Source organism: Halorubrum luteum, assembly GCF_054652935.1.
Window position 1 is genome coordinate 2,914,968 of record NZ_BAAIGT010000002.1, and the last position, 19,780, is coordinate 2,934,747.

Annotated in this window: 15 protein-coding genes, 1 pseudogene and 2 CRISPR repeat arrays; of the genes and pseudogenes, 1 reads left to right on the forward strand and 15 read right to left on the reverse strand. The window is 53.8% G+C overall.

Annotation, left to right across the window (positions count from 1 at the left end; all coding sequences use genetic code 11):
• Positions 1-663: 663 nt before the first annotated feature.
• The 4 genes from ACYQ0R_RS14480 to ACYQ0R_RS14495 form a co-directional block, all read right to left on the reverse strand.
• A complete protein-coding gene (locus ACYQ0R_RS14480; RefSeq protein WP_459825139.1) occupies positions 664-1,701 on the reverse strand; it encodes a tyrosine-type recombinase/integrase in 1,038 nt (345 codons plus the stop codon).
• A complete protein-coding gene (locus tag ACYQ0R_RS14485; protein WP_459825141.1) occupies positions 1,670-2,194 on the reverse strand; it encodes a hypothetical protein in 525 nt (174 codons plus the stop codon). Before ACYQ0R_RS14485 ends, ACYQ0R_RS14480 begins: the two co-directional genes overlap by 32 nt.
• Before the next feature lie 565 nt (positions 2,195-2,759).
• On the reverse strand, positions 2,760-3,890 hold the full coding sequence (locus tag ACYQ0R_RS14490) for a CRISPR-associated protein Cas4 (RefSeq protein ID WP_459825143.1): 1,131 nt from the start codon (positions 3,888-3,890) through the stop codon (positions 2,760-2,762).
• 28 nt (positions 3,891-3,918) lie between these two features.
• On the reverse strand, positions 3,919-4,317 hold the full coding sequence (locus ACYQ0R_RS14495; RefSeq protein WP_459825145.1) for a DUF7344 domain-containing protein: 399 nt from the start codon (positions 4,315-4,317) through the stop codon (positions 3,919-3,921).
• A 173-nt stretch (positions 4,318-4,490) separates the two neighbouring features.
• On the opposite strand from ACYQ0R_RS14495, the gene ACYQ0R_RS14500 reads away from it, so the two are divergent.
• Positions 4,491-4,733: a helix-turn-helix domain-containing protein gene (locus ACYQ0R_RS14500; protein WP_459825148.1), complete on the forward strand. Its 243-nt coding sequence runs from the start codon at positions 4,491-4,493 to the stop codon at positions 4,731-4,733.
• Positions 4,734-4,888: 155 nt separating this feature from the next.
• Positions 4,889-6,384: direct repeats of the CRISPR family, unit length 37 nt; unit sequence GTTTCAATCCCGTGCTGGGTTTTCTCCTCGTCGCGAC.
• 212 nt (positions 6,385-6,596) lie between these two features.
• On the opposite strand, the gene ACYQ0R_RS14505 is transcribed toward ACYQ0R_RS14500, so the two are convergent.
• From ACYQ0R_RS14505 to cas6, 11 genes and pseudogenes are all read right to left on the reverse strand, one after another.
• Complete coding sequence (locus tag ACYQ0R_RS14505) at positions 6,597-7,742, reverse strand: ISH3 family transposase (RefSeq protein WP_459825150.1); 1,146 nt, start codon at positions 7,740-7,742, stop codon at positions 6,597-6,599.
• 81 nt (positions 7,743-7,823) lie between these two features.
• Positions 7,824-9,962: a CRISPR direct-repeat array (repeat unit 37 nt; unit sequence GTTTCAATCCCGTGCTGGGTTTTCTCCTCGTCGCGAC).
• Positions 9,963-10,077: 115 nt separating this feature from the next.
• Positions 10,078-10,350 (reverse strand): CRISPR-associated endonuclease Cas2, encoded by a 273-nt coding sequence (cas2, locus tag ACYQ0R_RS14510; protein WP_459825152.1) that lies wholly within the window; start codon positions 10,348-10,350, stop codon positions 10,078-10,080.
• Positions 10,351-10,352: 2 nt separating this feature from the next.
• Positions 10,353-11,348 (reverse strand): CRISPR-associated endonuclease Cas1, encoded by a 996-nt coding sequence (gene cas1 / locus ACYQ0R_RS14515; protein WP_459825155.1) that lies wholly within the window; start codon positions 11,346-11,348, stop codon positions 10,353-10,355.
• Positions 11,345-11,491: pseudogene (locus tag ACYQ0R_RS14520) on the reverse strand (CRISPR-associated protein Cas4); the annotation flags it as partial. The pseudogene ACYQ0R_RS14520 and the gene cas1, both read right to left, overlap by 4 nt.
• A gap of 204 nt (positions 11,492-11,695) precedes the next feature.
• A complete protein-coding gene (locus ACYQ0R_RS14525) occupies positions 11,696-12,187 on the reverse strand; it encodes a hypothetical protein (protein ID WP_459825158.1) in 492 nt (163 codons plus the stop codon).
• A 227-nt stretch (positions 12,188-12,414) separates the two neighbouring features.
• Entirely contained in the window at positions 12,415-12,891 is a 477-nt protein-coding gene (gene cas4, locus ACYQ0R_RS14530; protein WP_459825162.1) for a CRISPR-associated protein Cas4, read from the reverse strand.
• Between the two features lie 2 nt (positions 12,892-12,893).
• A complete protein-coding gene (gene cas3 / locus ACYQ0R_RS14535; protein WP_459825165.1) occupies positions 12,894-14,786 on the reverse strand; it encodes a type I-D CRISPR-associated helicase Cas3' in 1,893 nt (630 codons plus the stop codon).
• Positions 14,783-15,487, reverse strand: coding sequence for a hypothetical protein (locus tag ACYQ0R_RS14540; protein WP_488193305.1), 705 nt, complete (start codon positions 15,485-15,487; stop codon positions 14,783-14,785). The genes cas3 and ACYQ0R_RS14540 overlap by 4 nt, the downstream gene beginning before the upstream one ends.
• Complete coding sequence (gene cas7d, locus ACYQ0R_RS14545) at positions 15,480-16,421, reverse strand: type I-D CRISPR-associated protein Cas7/Csc2 (protein WP_459825170.1); 942 nt, start codon at positions 16,419-16,421, stop codon at positions 15,480-15,482. Before cas7d ends, ACYQ0R_RS14540 begins: the two co-directional genes overlap by 8 nt.
• Before the next feature lie 5 nt (positions 16,422-16,426).
• Complete coding sequence (locus ACYQ0R_RS14550) at positions 16,427-18,844, reverse strand: hypothetical protein (protein ID WP_459825172.1); 2,418 nt, start codon at positions 18,842-18,844, stop codon at positions 16,427-16,429.
• The gene (gene cas6 / locus ACYQ0R_RS14555; RefSeq protein WP_459825175.1) at positions 18,841-19,719 is read right to left on the reverse strand and encodes a CRISPR system precrRNA processing endoribonuclease RAMP protein Cas6; all 879 of its coding nucleotides are present in this window, start codon (positions 19,717-19,719) and stop codon (positions 18,841-18,843) included. The genes ACYQ0R_RS14550 and cas6 overlap by 4 nt, the downstream gene beginning before the upstream one ends.
• Between the last annotated feature and the right edge of the window lie 61 nt (positions 19,720-19,780).

Consider the following 19,780-nt stretch of genomic DNA (forward strand, 5'->3'; position numbering starts at 1 on the left):
GTAACTGTCGAGGTGCGAAGCCCCGTCACTGATTGTGGCTGCGACAGGAAATCCTTGTTCAACGAATTACTCAAGGACAGCATCAGGTTCCTGACCAAACATCGGAATATAAATCCACTCAATCACCCCCGAAAACGCCTGCATTGACGCTGACCGATATCATCAGCGCTCCATCTCAGAAACGATCTTCTTTTCGGTCCGCTCATGTGTAGCACATTGTTGATGGCGAGCCGTCCTGCGGTTCTACGAGAGTTCCGCTGATCTGAAACTCGGTCGGAGAACGTGTCTGCGTGCCGGTTTCGGTTTCCGACCGCGACGACTATTCCGTATCAACAATCTCCTACAAAAGAGCGTTTCGGTCAAGCGAACTCTCGGCTCCTACGTGCGCGCGCGAAACTGGTGTCCTGCGAGGTGATTCTGATAGCCACTGTTACAATCTTCGCCGGAGTGTTGGGTATATGAAAATCCCCCAGTCTACCGAAACTACAGGGATGGGTAATCGATCGCATCAAACTTAGTGGGTATTAAGTGACCACCTCAGGTGTACAAATCGGCGTTCCACCGTGTGAGGTGGTCACTCAGTGGTCATTTATTTCTCTCATGGCCTCTGACCGGAGTGGGTACTATACGAATTATCTGAAGGACAGACCTCCGACCTATCGGTTACCGTGGCGGGTTGAACCGGTCCCGAATCTTCTCGAAGACCTCGTTCGAGGAATGAGTGTACGCCTGAGTGGTATTGGGGCTCGAGTGATTTGCCACCATCTGTCGGTACGTGAGGTCCACCCCATCTTCCTTCATGAGAGTGATACACGAATGGCGGAGTGTGTGCACAGTAACGCGGTGCCATTCACGTTGGGACTTCCTGCTGCTTAGATCATCACCACAGTGGGAGGATACCTGTGATGTTCCAATTGTATCTTGGATTCCAGCACGCTCAGCAGCTTCCTTGACCAGCCGGTTGAGACTCGAATTGGTTTCAAGCTGACTCCCATCTTGACTAGGGAAGAGGTACTCACAAGTCGTATTTGCGACGAACCCGGTTCGATGGTGCCGGATCCAGTAATCTATCTCGAATGCAAGGTCATCGGTAATTGGGACATCATACGGCTTCGAATTTTTGGGATCATGGACATGAATCTCCCCGACATCTAACGACAGATCTTCTAATCGGATCCCCCGGATATCTGAGTTTCTGAGTCCCGTCTCAACCCCAACGACAGCCATGAGACGATTCCTGTAGCTGTCGAAGGCATCGAATAGCTGGCGAATCTCAGCACGGGTGAGCGCTTCACGTTCGATCGGTTCTGGAGTGTTATATTCGCTGAGATCGATGGTGCTGATTCGTAGGGGGTCAAAGTTCAGAGCATCTCTGTCATCCGTGTACAGCCGAATATACCGATAGAGTTCCCCGATCGTGGAAATCTTAGCCCCAATCGTCCCTTGACGGTTCCCCGAACGGACGCAGTGAGCAATAAAATCGAGCAAGTCCTCGAACTCGGCATCCAATAGGGTCTTATTTCGGTCTTGTAGAAAGGCTTCGTACTGCCTCAGATTCCCGTCGTAAGTCCTGACTGTTGAAGATTTGAGCTTGACGCCGTCGCTACGTTTCAGGTATTCTCGCGCATGCTGATCCTGTACGCGGTAATCCTGAACTGTAGAGGTGTCTTCATTCATCGCAACCACCTTGAGGTAGTTCATTCACTCCTACTGCCCAGAATCGTTCGCTGTCTGTTGCTCGGTCCGTCGACAGACCATGATCAACCAGCTTCCCGAGTGCAGATTGAATCGCTGGTAAGTTCAGGTCCAGCCGTTCTCTCAGGTCATCAATCCGCAGGCCTCCGTCGCTCTGTTCGAGTTCTCGGTACACTTGCTCCACTCTGGGATCGAAGGGGCCCTCACTACTCGGGTTTGGAGTTCCTTGCCCCCCGACATCGTCCTCAAGTGATTCGATTCGATTGAGTATTTCAGACTGACGTTTGGCCATCTCGTCAACGTGACTGAGGAGCCGTCCAAAGGCAATCTCTCCCTCTCCGTTCAGAGTCTGTTTGTGATCCTCGAATGCGGCGCGTATACAGAGGCTGACGTTACCCTGATAATGATCTTCAGCAACGCGAACTAATTCCTCGTCGAGACGCCGAGGTATGGTAAACTTTCGTCGTGTGAAATCCGATCCATCCCTCTCAGGTCCCACTTTCACCACCTCCTGCTGTAGCGGGTCTATACTGAATCGATTTCATAATCTCTCACCTCTGATTCCTCTGAGAGGCAGGAGCGCGTAGATCGATGTCCAGACATCCCACAGTTGGGTTGTGGATGTTGAGAGAGTCAAGTCTCCATAATCCGTTTCAGGTGGTAAAGGACCGTCCGAGTCCGCAGTAAACCCTCTATTTGATAGACTGTGTCCGAAATGCCTCTCCAGTTGCTCGTTGAGACAGAGATGACGAAATCCGCGCAGCGAGAGAAGTTGCTGTGTTGTGACTTCGACTAATCTGACTCTTAACCGTTTGAGCGTCGTTCGTGAGGGGGTGATGAGTAACGGCTCCTGTTCCCGATAGCGTTCAAGCTTTTCAAGCAATGACGTCAGAACTTCTGACTCGTTCTGTGCATCGACACCCACTTTACTGGCGTGAGACCTGATCAGCTGCGTTGCATTACCGACGACGAGCTCCCACCAGCCGATGGCTGACTCTTCATCTCTCTCAGTCCCAACTCTAAGAAGCAGCCAGTTTTCGCGCTGGTCGTCCAGTTGATGCCAACTACTGGACATCGTCTGCCCCCTCTATTCGGAGTTGTTCGTCGGGAGTGGGACCACTTAGCCATCCCTTCTCCCCGTTTTCCCGGCATTCTGGGCACCGTGGCGCATGAGACGACGAAGGGGGGTCGACCGCGTTCCAACTATATGTTGCCTCGCATGCCGAACATGACCAGTCATATGCACCGTAGTTCTCCACAAGGGATGGATGGCTGTGTGCTAGGGTTGGCGGTAACTTCGAATCAGGATGCGAGTCGAGATACTCCACTACACTCTGTCGGGGGTAATCAGAAAAGATGGGAAGTAACCCGACTGGGCCACTATCCGAATATTCTCTGTCACCTCGTCCGCACCGTTCACGATAAGAACAGAACTTGCATTCCCAGTCGTGCTCGGGTTCTGCTGGAGGGAGTGCGCCATACGTGCGATATTTTGTCTGATTAGCCGCCCACTCGAGAACCGTGTCTTCCCAGAATACCTGATCGAACTCTACCTCAAAGACTTCTATTTCTAGTGTAGAGCGACTACCATAGACGATCGCCGCTCGATCAAGATCGGTATCACATTTTTCAGACAGCCCGTGCATGTATGCATGTAACTGCGCTTGATGGTGCTGATTAGGCTTAGATAAGCCGTCTACCGACTGTTTGGTTTTGACTTCCAGCAACAGCAGCGGGATCGAATCTTCGTCGACGATTACCGGGTCGGTCTCTCCCTTGATCCGGATCTCTCCATGGTCTGTATCCACTGTGTAATCAACCCAGAGAGAGTTGCAAGCGTAGGTTTCTTTATTAGTTATTGCATCTGAGAGGAACGGCATGATCAGATCCTCCTCGAACCGCGACCCAAACCAAAATATTCCTTGAGGTGGGCCATCTTCTTCGGCTGAATTGAGATGATTATACCACGACCTCCGATGGCACTGTAGTAGTCTACTCGGGCTATGTCGAGAAGCTGGTTGGACCTTCGGCGGACCGTTGAAATAGGGTTTACCCTCCCGGATATTTTCGGCATATTCTCTGTCCCGGTACCAATTCTCGAATGTCGATTCCCGCAATCTTTCGACAAGCTCTCTGGAAGATGTTTCCTCGTCTCCACCTTCCTCCGGCCTGCTCCTCAACTCGGGTTTATCCATGGGTGATGAACGCACCACGGGGTCTTGCTCAATCGGTCATTGTCTGTTCCCCCATTCCTTCCTCCAGCTGCTCAAAAAGCAGGGTGACTGTAGGCCGCGTTATCTCGATAATTATAGATGCGACAGCTAGATTCGGACCCGCAGAGACTTTCTGCCTCTTCGGGTCATAGATTATGACTCCTGTGGAAGAAAGCGTAGGCAAATGGGTCTGAGACAGGGCATTGTACGCGTTGCGATACGGTTCACCAGAAGCAGCAGTAACCGGGATACTGTGTTCATCAGCAGCGATTTCCCGGGCAAGCGATCGCACTGTGATGGTCGCCTCCTCGGAATCACTGAGGATGCTGACAACGGTTCGGCGTCGAGCTGCTCTAAGTGCGTGGTGCAGCTCAGAGATCGGGTCCTCAAAGGACTCTGTGGCAGTCATATTGGCCTCCAAAGCTGCGGTCCGATTGCTGTGCTAATCTCACCATGTCATGAGTTGTCATACTCATGCTCTCGACAAGGAGAGCATCCATAACGGTTCTTTCGAAGGAAGTGATTATGATATCCTTCGAAGGAATAAATACCTAACAGCCCTCACCTCAGGAGTTTACTCAGATGAGTGACCGACCGGGGCCAGACCCCACTGTTAGCGACGAGCAGATCCTCGAGCTGTTCCGTGATTCTGATGACCCAGTACTGACGGCATCAGAGATCGCGGATCAAGTGGACCTAACGCGACGAAACGTACTCAATCGTCTCAAAGATCTTGAGACCAAAGGAGCTATTGAATCAAAAAAGGTGGGTGGTCGCAGTACAGTCTGGTGGTTACCCGGTGAAACAGGAACCGTAGGTCGGTGAAAGGGGAGCCTCAACCGACCATTTCACTCCCGGATACAGGTTACCTATGCATGCCAAACGTGAGCACGCCAGCAAAGTTCGACATCGCTCGATAATCAGATAGCAATATACGTTAACAAAAGAACCACATCGGTGCTTGAGGGACTGATTACCCCTCTGTCATTCCGTGCTGGGTTTTCTCCTCGTCGCGACCTTCGGTCAGGACTCCGGAGACGTGATCACGCGCACGTTTCAATCCCGTGCTGGGTTTTCTCCTCGTCGCGACGCCGGATCGGCGGCTACTGGTGGGCGTGTCCCGTTGTTTCAATCCCGTGCTGGGTTTTCTCCTCGTCGCGACCGCTGCTTGTGAGACGTACTCGATCGACTCCGGACGGTTTCAATCCCGTGCTGGGTTTTCTCCTCGTCGCGACACTTTGAGGAAACGAGCGGGAGTTACGACGTGAGTGCGGTTTCAATCCCGTGCTGGGTTTTCTCCTCGTCGCGACTTTGACCGGCAACTGGGGCATGTGGCATACACCATTGGTTTCAATCCCGTGCTGGGTTTTCTCCTCGTCGCGACCGCGTGCTCGATTTGGTTGCTGAGTTTGAGGACTCAGTTTCAATCCCGTGCTGGGTTTTCTCCTCGTCGCGACGGTCCATACCGGCGTTCTCAGGACAGATGACAGACAGTTTCAATCCCGTGCTGGGTTTTCTCCTCGTCGCGACCGCCCGGGTCGTCCGGCGGGCCGTCGCGATCGTCGTGTTTCAATCCCGTGCTGGGTTTTCTCCTCGTCGCGACGTCCGGGCTGCCTGCTTCGCCTCGAGCCTCGGCGAGTTTCAATCCCGTGCTGGGTTTTCTCCTCGTCGCGACTCCGTCAATGCCATGTCGCGGCCACCGCGCATTACCGTTTCAATCCCGTGCTGGGTTTTCTCCTCGTCGCGACGGCGCAGCTCGTACTCGCCCGGGTCAAGTGTCAAGTTTCAATCCCGTGCTGGGTTTTCTCCTCGTCGCGACGGCATATCATCAACACTCGACCAACTCGATCCGTCCGTTTCAATCCCGTGCTGGGTTTTCTCCTCGTCGCGACGTTACAGCCCATCGTCGTATGGCTCGCGTTCGCGTACGGTTTCAATCCCGTGCTGGGTTTTCTCCTCGTCGCGACAGCGCTCGCGGTCGTGGGCATCCCGGTCGTCGCTGAGTTTCAATCCCGTGCTGGGTTTTCTCCTCGTCGCGACACGTCGTCACTGTGGATCGTGACTCCGCTGGGGTGTTTCAATCCCGTGCTGGGTTTTCTCCTCGTCGCGACAGAATCCGCGCGACGTCGCCGCGACCGGCACCGCACTGTTTCAATCCCGTGCTGGGTTTTCTCCTCGTCGCGACCCGCGAGGTGGCGTGCGAGGACTGCGGCAGCGACAAGTTTCAATCCCGTGCTGGGTTTTCTCCTCGTCGCGACATACGAGTTCCAGCAGTCGCTACTGTCGTCGATTCTGTTTCAATCCCGTGCTGGGTTTTCTCCTCGTCGCGACGTTCCCACTCCATGGCGGGTGGGCCCGAACTATGAGGTTTCAATCCCGTGCTGGGTTTTCTCCTCGTCGCGACACGCGTGTTGAGCTTCCGACGATCACCCATCGAACGTTTCAATCCCGTGCTGGGTTTTCTCCTCGTCGCGACCAACAATCAGTCGATCACATCAGAAGGCCCACGACTCCGTCCAGTAGCCGCTAAATCGTTGTCCTCGGCCCCTCGATAGTCTTCGGAAGGATGGAGCGGCTGAATTCTGGCGTTGCTCGGCTGTCGAGGCGTTAGTCAGTCGCTGTCGGCGGCAGATCGCCGCCGACGCGACAGCGTCGCCACTCACGACCGCTGTCCGGATTGGTGGACAGCTACCGGAAGAACCGGTCGTCGAGTGGTTGATTCGCTGGGACAGCCCTGCGGACACCTAGAGCTGTCCAAGCGGCCCGCAGTACCATTTCACAGAACTCCGTGAACGACCAGTCCCAGAGGCGTCGCCCCCCTCGGCGGGGCGACGCCACGTACTTCCAGTGGAGATACCGCCAACTGTTCTGGAACAGCAGGCTCACCACAAACATCACCAGCCGCAGGCCAGCGTCTTGAGAACTGGTGAACGCGAGGCTCTGTTTGGCTAACCGATAGCTCGATTCGATGCCGAAACGCTTGCTGTAGTGTTCTCGGGCATCGCGTGGCGTGTCGATGAACGGCGCGTCAGCGGCGTAGCCGTGACGCGCCACTCCGTGTTCATCGTACCGCCCCTGCTGGTACACACAATCGATGAACACGGGAAACGTTACCTTGCCAGCGAGATCGTGTTCGATCTCGCGGCTCCAACCTCTGCTGAGTTCGTCTTGAATCGTCTCGCCCCACTTGACGATCGGCATAACGTAGGCGTAGTTGTGCGCGTACAGCAGCCCGAGACAGGTGCTGTTGTAGAAGCCGCGATCAAGGTAGACGGCCTTGACGCCGAGGTCAAGGCCGTCGAGCAGTTCGAGAAACTCAGCGAGGACATCGCTGGTGGTATCGCCAGCGACCAGCTGGCGAACCGCCAGCGTGTAGCGCTTGTTACGTACCCGCGCGTACAGTGTCGCATAGGCGTGAAACGCAGTTGTTCCTCGTTTCGCTTGCGAGAAGTACAGCGCCTCTGTCTCGTCCTCGTCACCGTAGTAGGGATCAAGGTGGAGGTCTACGCAGACCTCCACCGGTCGATCCGGCAGTGTCGCAAGCGCATCTCGTTGTAGGAGCGTGTCTCCAACCGCCTCAACCGAGTCAAGCTCAAACTGCTCAGTGAGATGTCCCCGGACGGTGTTGGCGTGTGGCGAGCCGTCGGTCGTTTCGCAGACGTGGTTGATCGAGGTCCCGCCGGCGCTGGCGCCGGCGAGGACCTCGTACAGTTTCTCTGTCGTGACCTCGACGTCCTCACCGAGATCTATCGCAAGCTCTTCGTCAAGGCTGTTGACGACAAAATTAAGCAGGTGCTCTTCTTCTATCTCGTTGTCTGCTTGTGTTGGTTGCACACCTTCTCTAAGCAGACACTTTCACTCAAACCCGATGTGATCAACTGACAATGGGGTGAAAGGTATGACTGAAGCGAATGAGTTTCAATCCCGTGCTGGGTTTTCTCCTCGTCGCGACCCGACTCGGAGATGCCTACGGACCGCCTCACCGGTTTCAATCCCGTGCTGGGTTTTCTCCTCGTCGCGACGGGGAGTGTTTCAGGGGCGTCCGGGGTTTTGTTGTTTCAATCCCGTGCTGGGTTTTCTCCTCGTCGCGACCCCAGATCCGAAAGCGGCGGTCGGGGGCAGCGACCTTGTTTCAATCCCGTGCTGGGTTTTCTCCTCGTCGCGACGGCAGTCGATGCCTCGGATGGAACAGAGATTTGGTGTTTCAATCCCGTGCTGGGTTTTCTCCTCGTCGCGACCGTAGCGCGAGAGATCGCGACTGTTGTACCACCCGCGTTTCAATCCCGTGCTGGGTTTTCTCCTCGTCGCGACGGCATCTTCTCACGCTGACCATCTTCCGTTTCAATAGAGTTTCAATCCCGTGCTGGGTTTTCTCCTCGTCGCGACCGTACATCTTCGAGATGTACTTCCCGACGTACGGTTTCAATCCCGTGCTGGGTTTTCTCCTCGTCGCGACCCTCCGGACGCTCCCGGCTGCGATCGGGATCGTCTTGTTTCAATCCCGTGCTGGGTTTTCTCCTCGTCGCGACCCCTCAGACCTGACGGAGCGTGAGCGTTATATCCTCGTTTCAATCCCGTGCTGGGTTTTCTCCTCGTCGCGACAGCAGCTAGTGGCATGAATTTAGAAATAGCTAAGTTTCAATCCCGTGCTGGGTTTTCTCCTCGTCGCGACTTACCGGATTACCTCTAGATTTTGCCCCCCTAGGGTGTGTTTCAATCCCGTGCTGGGTTTTCTCCTCGTCGCGACAGTACGCCAACGGCCGACACGTCGCCGAGTTGTTGTTTCAATCCCGTGCTGGGTTTTCTCCTCGTCGCGACAGTGGTAAAGGAACTTATACTGAAGTCCCTAATGAGTTTCAATCCCGTGCTGGGTTTTCTCCTCGTCGCGACGCGATTGACGCCGAGACGGGCACGCAAGAGTGGACCTAGTTTCAATCCCGTGCTGGGTTTTCTCCTCGTCGCGACTGCTTTGACCGTATTGTCGTCTGCCCCACTGTAGACAAGTTTCAATCCCGTGCTGGGTTTTCTCCTCGTCGCGACAGGATGCAAATCGGTTTTGAATCCTTTAGTAGTTGTTTCAATCCCGTGCTGGGTTTTCTCCTCGTCGCGACAGTTTGTTTTCTTCTTTTTCTAGATTCATTGATTAAGTTTCAATCCCGTGCTGGGTTTTCTCCTCGTCGCGACACTATTCGGGATATGCTCTTAACGATATCCTTACTATGTTTCAATCCCGTGCTGGGTTTTCTCCTCGTCGCGACGATCGCGGGGATCAGTTGGGGGACGCTTGGAGCGGGTTTCAATCCCGTGCTGGGTTTTCTCCTCGTCGCGACCGCGCACGAACCCCAGCGGCCATGAGGCGTACATCGTTTCAATCCCGTGCTGGGTTTTCTCCTCGTCGCGACAGGAACAGCTATGATTTGCCACTACTGCCAGAGTTTCAATCCCGTGCTGGGTTTTCTCCTCGTCGCGACCGCCAGTGCCGCACGCTGCTGGTCAGGGGACATCAAAGTTTCAATCCCGTGCTGGGTTTTCTCCTCGTCGCGACTGCCGCGGTCGCGTCCGGATCGTCGCCACGGACCTTGTTTCAATCCCGTGCTGGGTTTTCTCCTCGTCGCGACGGTTGCTGATCCGCGACGATTACGATTACGTCGCGTTTCAATCCCGTGCTGGGTTTTCTCCTCGTCGCGACCGGACACCGTGTGTTGCAGTATCATAACAACGCCAGTTTCAATCCCGTGCTGGGTTTTCTCCTCGTCGCGACGCCACTATGGGTAAAACCCATATTAAGCGGTTTGAGTTTCAATCCCGTGCTGGGTTTTCTCCTCGTCGCGACCGGGACCGCGACCGCGGAGCTCGCGAACGTGCCCGCGGTTTCAATCCCGTGCTGGGTTTTCTCCTCGTCGCGACCTCAACGACGAGGTCGAGGGCAGTGCCGACGCGATAACGGTTTCAATCCCGTGCTGGGTTTTCTCCTCGTCGCGACCGCTGCTGCCGGCACAGTACACGACGCTGGCGTAGTTTCAATCCCGTGCTGGGTTTTCTCCTCGTCGCGACAGGGGGTGAAAATGCGGCTATAAGGGTCAAAAAGCTTTCTCAGTCACCGAAATCATACCTCGATTACGTCAACCGGGGCTGTACGGTCATATAATAAGGGTCAACGTAGTCTAACTTAGAGCACGTTCGACTGCTCGTCCGGTGGTTCCGACCCGATATCAGTCGTCTTGTCTTGACAAGACTCGCACAATCGGTAAATCCGGATACGATCCCCGTCAGATGAGTCGATTTGTGCTTCCAGCTCGTCTTCGAGCTCGACACGTTCAGCTTTAGTTACATTAACTTCGAAAACGCTGTACTGTCGCCACGCACCGTACCGCTGGAGTGTACGATACACTTGTCGGCGGTTCCCGTCGTCGCTCACGTCGTATGCAATTGCTAAGCGCATGGTCATTTTGAGAATTTCAAGGCATGATACTCGTCTAACTCACCAGTGATCGCTTTCCGTAACAAAATCGCCTGCTGCCGCACCGCCTTCCGCCGTGAGACAGTATACTCGAAGTACGGGTGAGTGAACTCTTCTTTCATGAACTTATCGAACTTGGAGCAGTAGATTTTGAATGCGTCATCGGTCAGATGATTGTCCTGCGTGAACTGGTCGTGTGTGATAACGCCACGGTTGACCAGCCGCGTGACGAACGCGTCACAGAAAATCGGCCGGAACTCCTCCTGCAGATCAAGGGCGAGCGACGGCCGCCCATGGCGGTCAGCGTGCAGTACGCCGAGAAACGGATCGAGGTTGTACTGCCGCAAGGCGCTCAGTACCTCGTTCTTCATGAACACGTAGGTCAGTGACAGCAGCGAGTTGATGTGATCCTCTGGCGGCCGCTTGGTTCGTTTTTCGAACGTCCAGCCATCTATCAGTGTCTCGTCCAGCCGTCTGAAATACCGTTCAGTGGCCTCGCCCTCAACACCACGTAGGTCGTCTTTCGTCGATACTGTCGTCGCGCGTACGCCAAGATCCTTGAGCACATCTGTCCCGTGGACGCCCTTCCGAGAGAGCAGCGTCCGCGAGTTACGAATCTTCCCGGCGATCATCTCGGCGGCGATGTCGACCTCGGCGGTTGTTTCGAGAGCGTACTGGGCACGCCTCACCTCCGCGATGGTGTTCTTTTCGGGGACGAAGCTGCCGCGGTACTTCCCGTTCTCGGTGAAGTAGTTCAGGATGATCCCGTGTTCGTTGGCCTCGGCGACGAACGGCGTCGAGAAATTGACGCCGCCGAAGACGTTGATTGTCTCCAACTTCTCGGTCGGGAAGGAGGCGAGTTCGCCCTCGTTGCCGTCAACATCCCAGACGACGATGCGGCCACCGTCGGTCCGGACTTGTGTGCCCTGTTTAGTGACGTAGACGACTGACTCGTCGAACATCCCTTCGGTGGCTTTCATACTTCGCCTTCCCACCCCGTCCCGCGGGCTTTCTCGGGTTCCAGCATCGCGGTCTCCTCGGGCATACAGTACTCTCGTGCCGAACAGGCCTCACATTTCGAGGGATTGTCGGTGAGCGGCGGTATTTTGTTGACGGTCATGGATCGCACGCTCTGTTGAAATCCTATTTTTCAGACATATCCTCGTCTGAAACAGCTGGTCACTGAAAGGTGCATATTGACCGTCGAGAAATCACCAGATTAGAGAGGTGTTTAACTAGCCTTGCAATGATACAACGCGTGAATGCAGTACGGTCCGAGCTGAACCATCGGTGAAATCACAGAGGTTGGGGATGTTAATTCCAATCTTCACAACCTGATGCTGATTAACGAAAAGATCCCTGCAACTCCAAGCAGTATCATACCATAGGCTGGTTCTCCTCCAATACTGAGGTCAAGGATCGAGTAGCTAAATCCCACATCCCCTATATTCAGAATTTGGTAAGCCATGAAAACGGAGCCAGCACTCATCATGGCACCCCCTACCGCTGTTAATGACGCGATCGTCATTGACCCTGCAGCCGCCAAGACGGCCCCACCAACCGCTAATATCGCCAATATCGCCCCATTCATTGGGTCACTATAAGCCATCAGACCGATCACTTCACCAAGAGTAAAATTCGTAGATTCAGTGTGTGATGCAATACCTGATGCTGAAATAGTAGCTTCAAGTCTCATATTGGGTGCGAGCAATGCGCCGCATCCTAATATACCACCTAATAACCCCACTGAACGTCCGGTGAGGGTGTAATTATCGGTGGGTTCTTTTTTATCATCTTCCAGATAATCTGAAACGTCCATGACCGGTTTGTATTATCCAAATGGCAAAAGTATGACTATCTAATTGAGAATTGTGATAATTAGCTGTCGGGTTGGGAGTCCTCTAGCCGGCGAAAAATTAGTTTCTCCACAGGTTCTCGGAGTGAATTTCCGACGGCATGTACTGAGCGAGTCGCTCCGCCTGTGAATTGACGCTTGACCAGTGCCATATTCGCGCCCTGTATTGACCGCGATCGGATCAAAATATATCACTTGCTGAGGATTTCAACAGAGCCGGATCGCATTATCTCGATCCGTTCTCGAACTGCCTCGCGGTGTGATTCGGTTATCGGGACGTGCATTCGTTGATCCGTTTCGTAGAGGTAGATCGCACCCTGCCGGACGGGTTCACCAATATGCTCTTCGAGCAACATACAGTACCCGGCCAACTGCATCTTGTCACTTTTGTAGTAGTCACCACTCTCAGCACGCTTCCGCTCAATCGGAATTATCTCCTCACCACTTGAATCGAGGATGTCGATTTTACCTTTTAGACCGAGTTCCTCTGATTCGAGATAAAGTTCGTTGACCCAATCTCCGCGTGTCGATTTGTTTTTGTGCTTGCTCTTCCCATCGATTCGTTCGTAATTCCGTCCTTGCGTGTCGTAGAAATGTAAATACCAGTATCGCCGCTGACAGTATGAAAACTGGTTGAGATCCGCGACATTGATCAGATCATTAGTCATATTTATCGTGGTTGGACATCGACTTCGGGTGGGCCGCTGGTATCGTCATCAATCTCGATGTCGTACTCGGAAGTCGTGATTCGGGATGGGATGATTGCATTGACAATTCGGATGACCCGGAAGAAACGGTGCAGTAGCTCCGTCGATACCTCGAACTCGTCGTCTAATTCAACCTGATTGATTCGTCGATGTATCTTCCTCTGAAGTAATTCCTCGATTTTCTTTGTCGATTGATCATACTTGGTTGGCTCCGTTTCGTACGCCGGAAGGCGTGCAGTCACTGTCGAGAGAATATTGTCGTCCGAGGGCCCCAAAACGAAGACATCATCGTCCTCAATGTCGATGATATCGTAGTTACGAAGCGTCGTCGAGAGGTCGTAGGTCGTAACGCCGAGCTGATCACCTCGGGGGTATTTGATCGAGGCGGGTAGCGACTGTCCACGTAGCCCGCGGAACGTTTTGAAACACTCTTTAGTGAATTTCAGCAGTTTCGCTTCTGGACTCCCTTGTTGATACTTACCGGGCTCAAATCCGTCTTTGATCTCGTCATGTTCTTCTATAACTTTCCTAATGAATCCGTACCACTGATCGAACTTGTCGATATTTGTCTCAAAGTCTGTACGTAACTCTTGATTAAACCAGCCTGAGCCCTCTTCCCGCTCGACAAGCGCGTAAGCTGCTCGGAAACCAACGAGGTCCGAGAGCCGTTCTTGATCCATCTGTGTCGAGTCTAGCCCCTCGTAGATCTGTTCGGCGAAGGTCGGGAAATCAACATCATCTCCCCATGGACCTTGCCCGAGTCCGTAGATATCGACGGCTGCTTCGGACTGACGACCGGCGCGACCGAACCGCTGGAGGAACGCACTCGCTGTAAACGGTTTCTCCATGTACAGCGTCGTTACGTCGTAGTCGAGGCCGACCTCACCCTTGCTTGTCGTGTTGAGGATGTAAAAGTCAGTTTCGTCAAGATTGACTGTTTCGTCGTTCGTATCGAAGCCATTGTCTTTAGCAGCGTGTTTGAAAACATCCGGATACTCCCGGTACAGGAAGTCGTGGAAATCGTTGCTATCCTTCGCGCTGTTGAATACGAGGACGACCTGTGGCTCATCGTAGCCGTCGATAGCGTTGATTTTCTCTTGGAGATCGCCGGCGATTTCCTCTCGACAGTCGATCATTTTCCGGTCTTCGTGGCGAGTGACGACCATTCGGTGGCGGAAGCGATCGCCATCCGAGTCGTAGTCTGCATTTATATTTCGGATCGTCAGACCGATCTTGTCGTGGAGAAATTGAACGAACTCCTCATTTGGTGTCGCAGATGCGAGGAGAATTTTCGGATCGGGTTGACGTTCCGCAATGATCTTGGTCTGCAACAGAAGTCCGCTTGCTGACAGGGCTTCGTAGAAATGAAATTCGTCGTAAACAATCGCATCGAACTTGTTGAAAAACCGCATCGGATCACTCCCGACGTACATATCCTGAATCGCTGCCTGTAGGATATCTGGATTGGTGAGTACCGCATCATAATCGGCTGCGTACTTGTTGACGAAGCTGAGCAGTTGTTCTGTCCGTTCGTGGCCGTGGCCGTCTAACGTATTCGCGTTGAGAACAGCGACAGCAACGTCGTCGTCCTCAAATCGTTCCCGTTGTTGTCGGAGAAGAGCATTTGTTGGATAAACGAGCAGCGTCATATCGCGCGACTCAATGAGTTCGTAGAACGTCGCGGTCTTGCCCGCTCCTGTAGGGGCTCGTACGACCGACACGGGCTCAGTGCCGTCGTGAATCCACTCGATTACACGGTTTTGGAACGACCGGGCGTAGTCGAATCCCCGGTCTTCGAGTGCCGGTTCCGGCGGCTGAGTCGCAAGACTGGCACCGGCAACCTCAAACTTAGTCATGCGAGTACTTTCGGCAACACTCGGTCACGGACGAACGGTGGATCGACACCGACGAAGTGTTGCAGTCGGGGATCATTGCCGCGCTTGAATTCCTGACTGTGTTCGACGACCTCGGTGAGCAATTCATCGGAGAGATCGTACACTTCCGATAGTAGGTACTTGTTGATTATGAGAGTATCAAGTTCAGCTGGCTTCGCGCGGAACTCTCCCGTCTGCTTGATCCCCATACGAAAGAACGGTCGTTCCGGAAGGCCTGTTTGACTCCAGACCGTAAACTCGAATGTCGAGCCGGGCGAGATCCCGAGATAATTGCGGATCGTCTGGTATGCAGCCCCCGACTTTTCGAGGATTTCGGGGACGGACTTGCTGCCCGACACCTGATTTGCAAGCTCTTTGTCGTTGGTAGTGAAGTGGCGTTCCGACCGATAATCCGTACTCCGAAACGTTCGTTCGTCGGTCTCGACAGCTATCGGCCGCATATCGGTAACGAAAAACGGGAGGTCGGTGAGATGCGAGTAGTCGGCTGTCGTCGCCTTATCACCGAACTCCGCGTACTGTTTCTCCAGTTCGAAATAGCGGTAACCGAGTGCATGCATCAGGGCCGTCGATGACAGCGTCGGTTGTGTTCGTATCGCTCGCCCTTCCGAACTGGAGTAGAAGAGCGGCGCGTACAACGTTGCCTCGAAGGTCTGTTCATTCATCGTCGATGAATACCTCGGTGGCGGCGTCCATTAGGTTGGCAAACTCTTCGCGGAGTACCTCGTCGGCATCGCTTGCTTCCCGGCTGGCGACTGCTTCCAGCCGTTCAAACCATTCAGGGAACGGATCGGCACCGTCGAATTCGCCGTAGACTTCCCAATCTGTCCGCTGCACGGCCGAAATGTACTCACCGATGCTCGATTCGAGATCGTTGTCCTCGTCGTGGTACTCAAGCAGTAGTTCGCCGGTCGAGAGCGATGTATCGTGGTTCCCGAGTACGACACCGAGGATTTCGTTGCGGATGTTCCGTCCGGTGCGGGTTTCGCGGGCACCGTACTTGCCGGTATTGAGGATGTTGTGAAGCGTGTAGAGCAACATTGGCCCGGTCGCCGCTTCAAGCGTGATGAAATGAACGAGGTCGTTACCGGGCTGTACTTTCACGAAGTCGAATAGGGCTTCGGACTGATTCCCTTCGTCGTCTCGCATCGTCCCCGACTCGTAGACGGCATTCCGAGTTTCTTTGTTCATTAGATCGTACTCGTCGGTCGTGTACGTGTACCCCTCTACGACCCGGGACTTGATGGCGAAGTCTTGATCACCGGTACCGGCCAGTCCGTAGGTCAGCGTACCGACGTTCAGTGAACCGTCGAGATCGGTGGGTTCGTTATAGGCGTAGTCGTCATCAACGAAGTCGTCATCAAGCTCCCTGAGTAGTGAGAGCCCGGTCAAGCGCTCCTTGCTGGTGAACTTCTCGCCGTTGACCTGTGCGTGGAGTTTGTCGCCGAACTCCTGTGTTTCGGCGCGGTCGTGGCTGGAGTTCCGGAACAGTGTTGGCTCGGTTACGTTTCGCCTAACAACGAGTGTAACCGACGGTTTGCGTTTGCGGTAGATGTCGAACGATTCTTCGAGTCCAGTGTCTGGGTATTGGAGTGTCATTTTGATCAGAGCGATTTTTGGTATGCGTAATAATACGAGTTGACTAGTGCATTCTCCCAGTCGGAGAGCTTCTTGAGGTCGTACAGGTCGTTCTCGACGAGGTACTCGCGGATCGCCGCAACGAACGCTTCGGCTTCTTCGGTCGTAGCGTGTCCCGCATAGTCCTCCCGATCAGCAGCAGCATAGACCTGACTCTCGACGTATTCGGTGAGTCGGTCGTCTTCCATCTGCTGGTTCATCCCGCTGAGGAACGCATCGAGTGCCTCACGAAATATTTTTGTCTTCTTATACTTGCTGTCGAACTGTTTGCCGAAGAGGTCGATTCCCCGTTCGGCGACTGTTTTCATGTCCATGAGTGTCTCCTCGTGGTACGTTTCGAAGTACTGTTCGAGGTCAGTGAGGGCGACTGCGCGGTCGTGGTTGACGACTGCGAAATCCGCAATGCTGTGGAACGTATCACGGTCAAGCTGAAGGTACGGATTGCTCATGTTGGCATCCTGCCCAACCATGCTCATTATTTTAAACAGCTGGAGTGCACGCCGAAGGTGTGAGTCCGTACGGTCGTCTTGAATAAACGACGGCAGCGGCCCAAACCGTTCAGCTTCGTCCAGCCCGAGGAGTTCTTGTGGTCGGGTGGTTTCCTCGTCAGCGAAGACCGCGTCCGCGCTCTCGAAGCGCGTGAACGGCCGTCCGATGACCACCTTCATCCCTGATTCTTGGGCGGCTTCCATCACCTGCCGAACTACCGCCATGCGGTGATTTTCGTCAAGCACGTACATCGGCTGGATGAAGTACTGTGGCTTGATCAGATTGCTAGTCACCTCCGGATCATCCAGTTCGTCACCATCGCCTTGGACGATGTTGCCGACACGGTTGCTTCGAACTCGTACGTCGCCGAGGAAATCATCGAAATAAAAGTAGGCGATTTCGAGACTGTTGTTAGTACTTACGTCATGCTCTTCACAGACGTGCGACAAGAGCGCGTATTCGAGGTTGCACACCTCGCAGATCGATTTATATTTCGCGTGCGGCGGTACCCGGCGTGAGTATTCTTGTGTACGATAAATTCCGCTCAGTCCCTTCTGGTATTTGGTGTCCGTCTGCCCGCCACAAAGGAAACACATCTCATCTTTTGAACCAAGTTCCGGCGAGATTCGACCGTCGAAGAACCGTTCAACAACGGTTCCGATGGCGTCGGTTTCGGGTTCTAAATCGGCGTGGAGTTCGGGTCGAACATTGTCAGCGAACTCCTCAAGGAAATCGCTGTGGGACCCGTAGTTTTCCACGAGGTAGGCGATGAAGTGGAGTTTGATTTTCTGGACGCCTTGTTTTTCTTTTATTCGATCATAGGCGTCCTGTACGTCCGAATCTAAAAACTCTGATTGGCCGTCAATATAGATTGCCTTAGCGAGAACGGGAAAATACTGGTTGAATTGAGGTGGAATGTACTCAAACCCCTCAACACCGGCAGAGCCTCGACTGAGGAGTTCCCTGAACGCGTCAGTAATCTTTTGTTCTTTCTCCTCCGTCGGAATATTGACCTCGGCGAGGATGTCGTAATCGAACGCGTTCCAGTTGAGTTTACATTCGAACTGGAAATCCGTGCTGATACGTTCCGGAGCCCGCTCTGCAACTTCCTTTTTCAACGCCTCTTGATCAATCGGCTCGCCGAGATAGACGATTGAATCTGGGGAGCTACCGATGACGACGCCATAGGTATGATCCCCTGTTTCGCCTGTGATGACTTCTTTTGCCGTTCCGAGGAGCGTATCGTTTAGAATCGGCTGTTCAAGCTGGGTGAACTCGATTCGGTGCACATCGTCGCTGCCAATCAGTGTGCCGAGCTGCTCGTGGACGCCCTCGGCACCTTGTTTGAGCGCGACAGAGGCGGTGCTATCACCGATTCGGCAGTAGCGTTCTAGACCTCTAAACTGCGTGTCAAGGCCACGTAACTCGGTGCTGTCTTCACCTAATTCGGTTCGTCGGACAAGATACTGTAAATCGTCTCGGTAGCCGTCGCCGAGGAACTCTTCAATCCCGAACGGATCGCCGTCTCGTTGAGTTCCGTCGGCGGCCGGTTCCGGATCGAAATACCAGTCGAACGCCTCGCTAGTGTTCCCGTTAACCTCAATGCCGTAGGCCTCGCGTACGAATTTGTTCGTGTCGTGGAGCGCTAACGCGGCGGCGAGAACTTTCACGTCTGTACCGTAGTCTTGATAGAGATCTTCGTCTTCGCCCACGGCTTCGTACACGAATGCGTTCACGCCGACCGTGACTGCATTAAGTATATGCGCAGCCAGTGAGCAATTCGCACTGGAATCGATTTTCGCATCGTACTCTCCAGCCGCATCGATGATGTTTGCATAGAGATTTGTACTGCTGACAATCGTTTCGTGGGCCTCACGAGCAGCATCTGGATTCATTGATCGGTCACCTCCACAGAAACATCCCCACACCCTCTCGATACAGCACTCCCGACGCCGGAGTACTCGGCGAGCAGTGCGAGAGCCGTCACCGCGTTCATTACTGACTCGCTCGCGTCCTTGAACTCATACACGCATGTGCCAGAAAATCCTTGACGGAACAGGTTCCGTGTCTCATCTTTTTCATTTTTAACTCTGTTCACCAGCACGGAGTGGGTATCGTAACTGCGAGTGTCAGGCTTCTCGATAAGACGTGATATTACCGTTTCACGGTCTAACTCCAGCTCAAGATTTTCCGGACAAGAGCGATTCCACTTCCCAAGCAACGAGTTGAAAACGGCCCACCTGTGCGGGAACATCGTCGTTACGCCCCCGGCTTCCTCGATGCATGTCGCCGTCTCGAAGATAATCTCGACGGTAGGGTTGTTGAAACCGCTCGCTTGATCTAGCAGTTCCCGGTGGGTCGCGTTCGAACTCTCAAATTCAGTGACCCGTAACTCGCCATGGCTTAGTTCTACCGTCTCACCCTCCAACACAAGCGAATTAACCAGTGCCTGAAACACCGCCTGATCGTCAGGGTGTACGATTCCCAACGAGAGTTCGTAGGTCTCTTTCGGAAGCAACGTTTTGTGATGTGAGCGGTCACTACTGGCGAAGGTCCCCTGCAACCCACTACAGTGAAGGCTGCCGAGCGGGGAGTCGTGAACCGCATCGCCGATATCCTCATCGACAGCCGAGAGAACAGCTAATAGTGCTGAGTAGACGGAGTAGCCATCGGACACCGGCACGGGAAATCTCTCATTGGGAGAGAGAGTCGCAGTTACCTGTCGGAGTTTGGGTTCGGACTCCAACCCGACCCCATCGGAAGTCGCCATAGCACAGTTATTGCGTGGTTGGCATATAATAGTACTCGTGAGCTGAGATGAACAATCCACC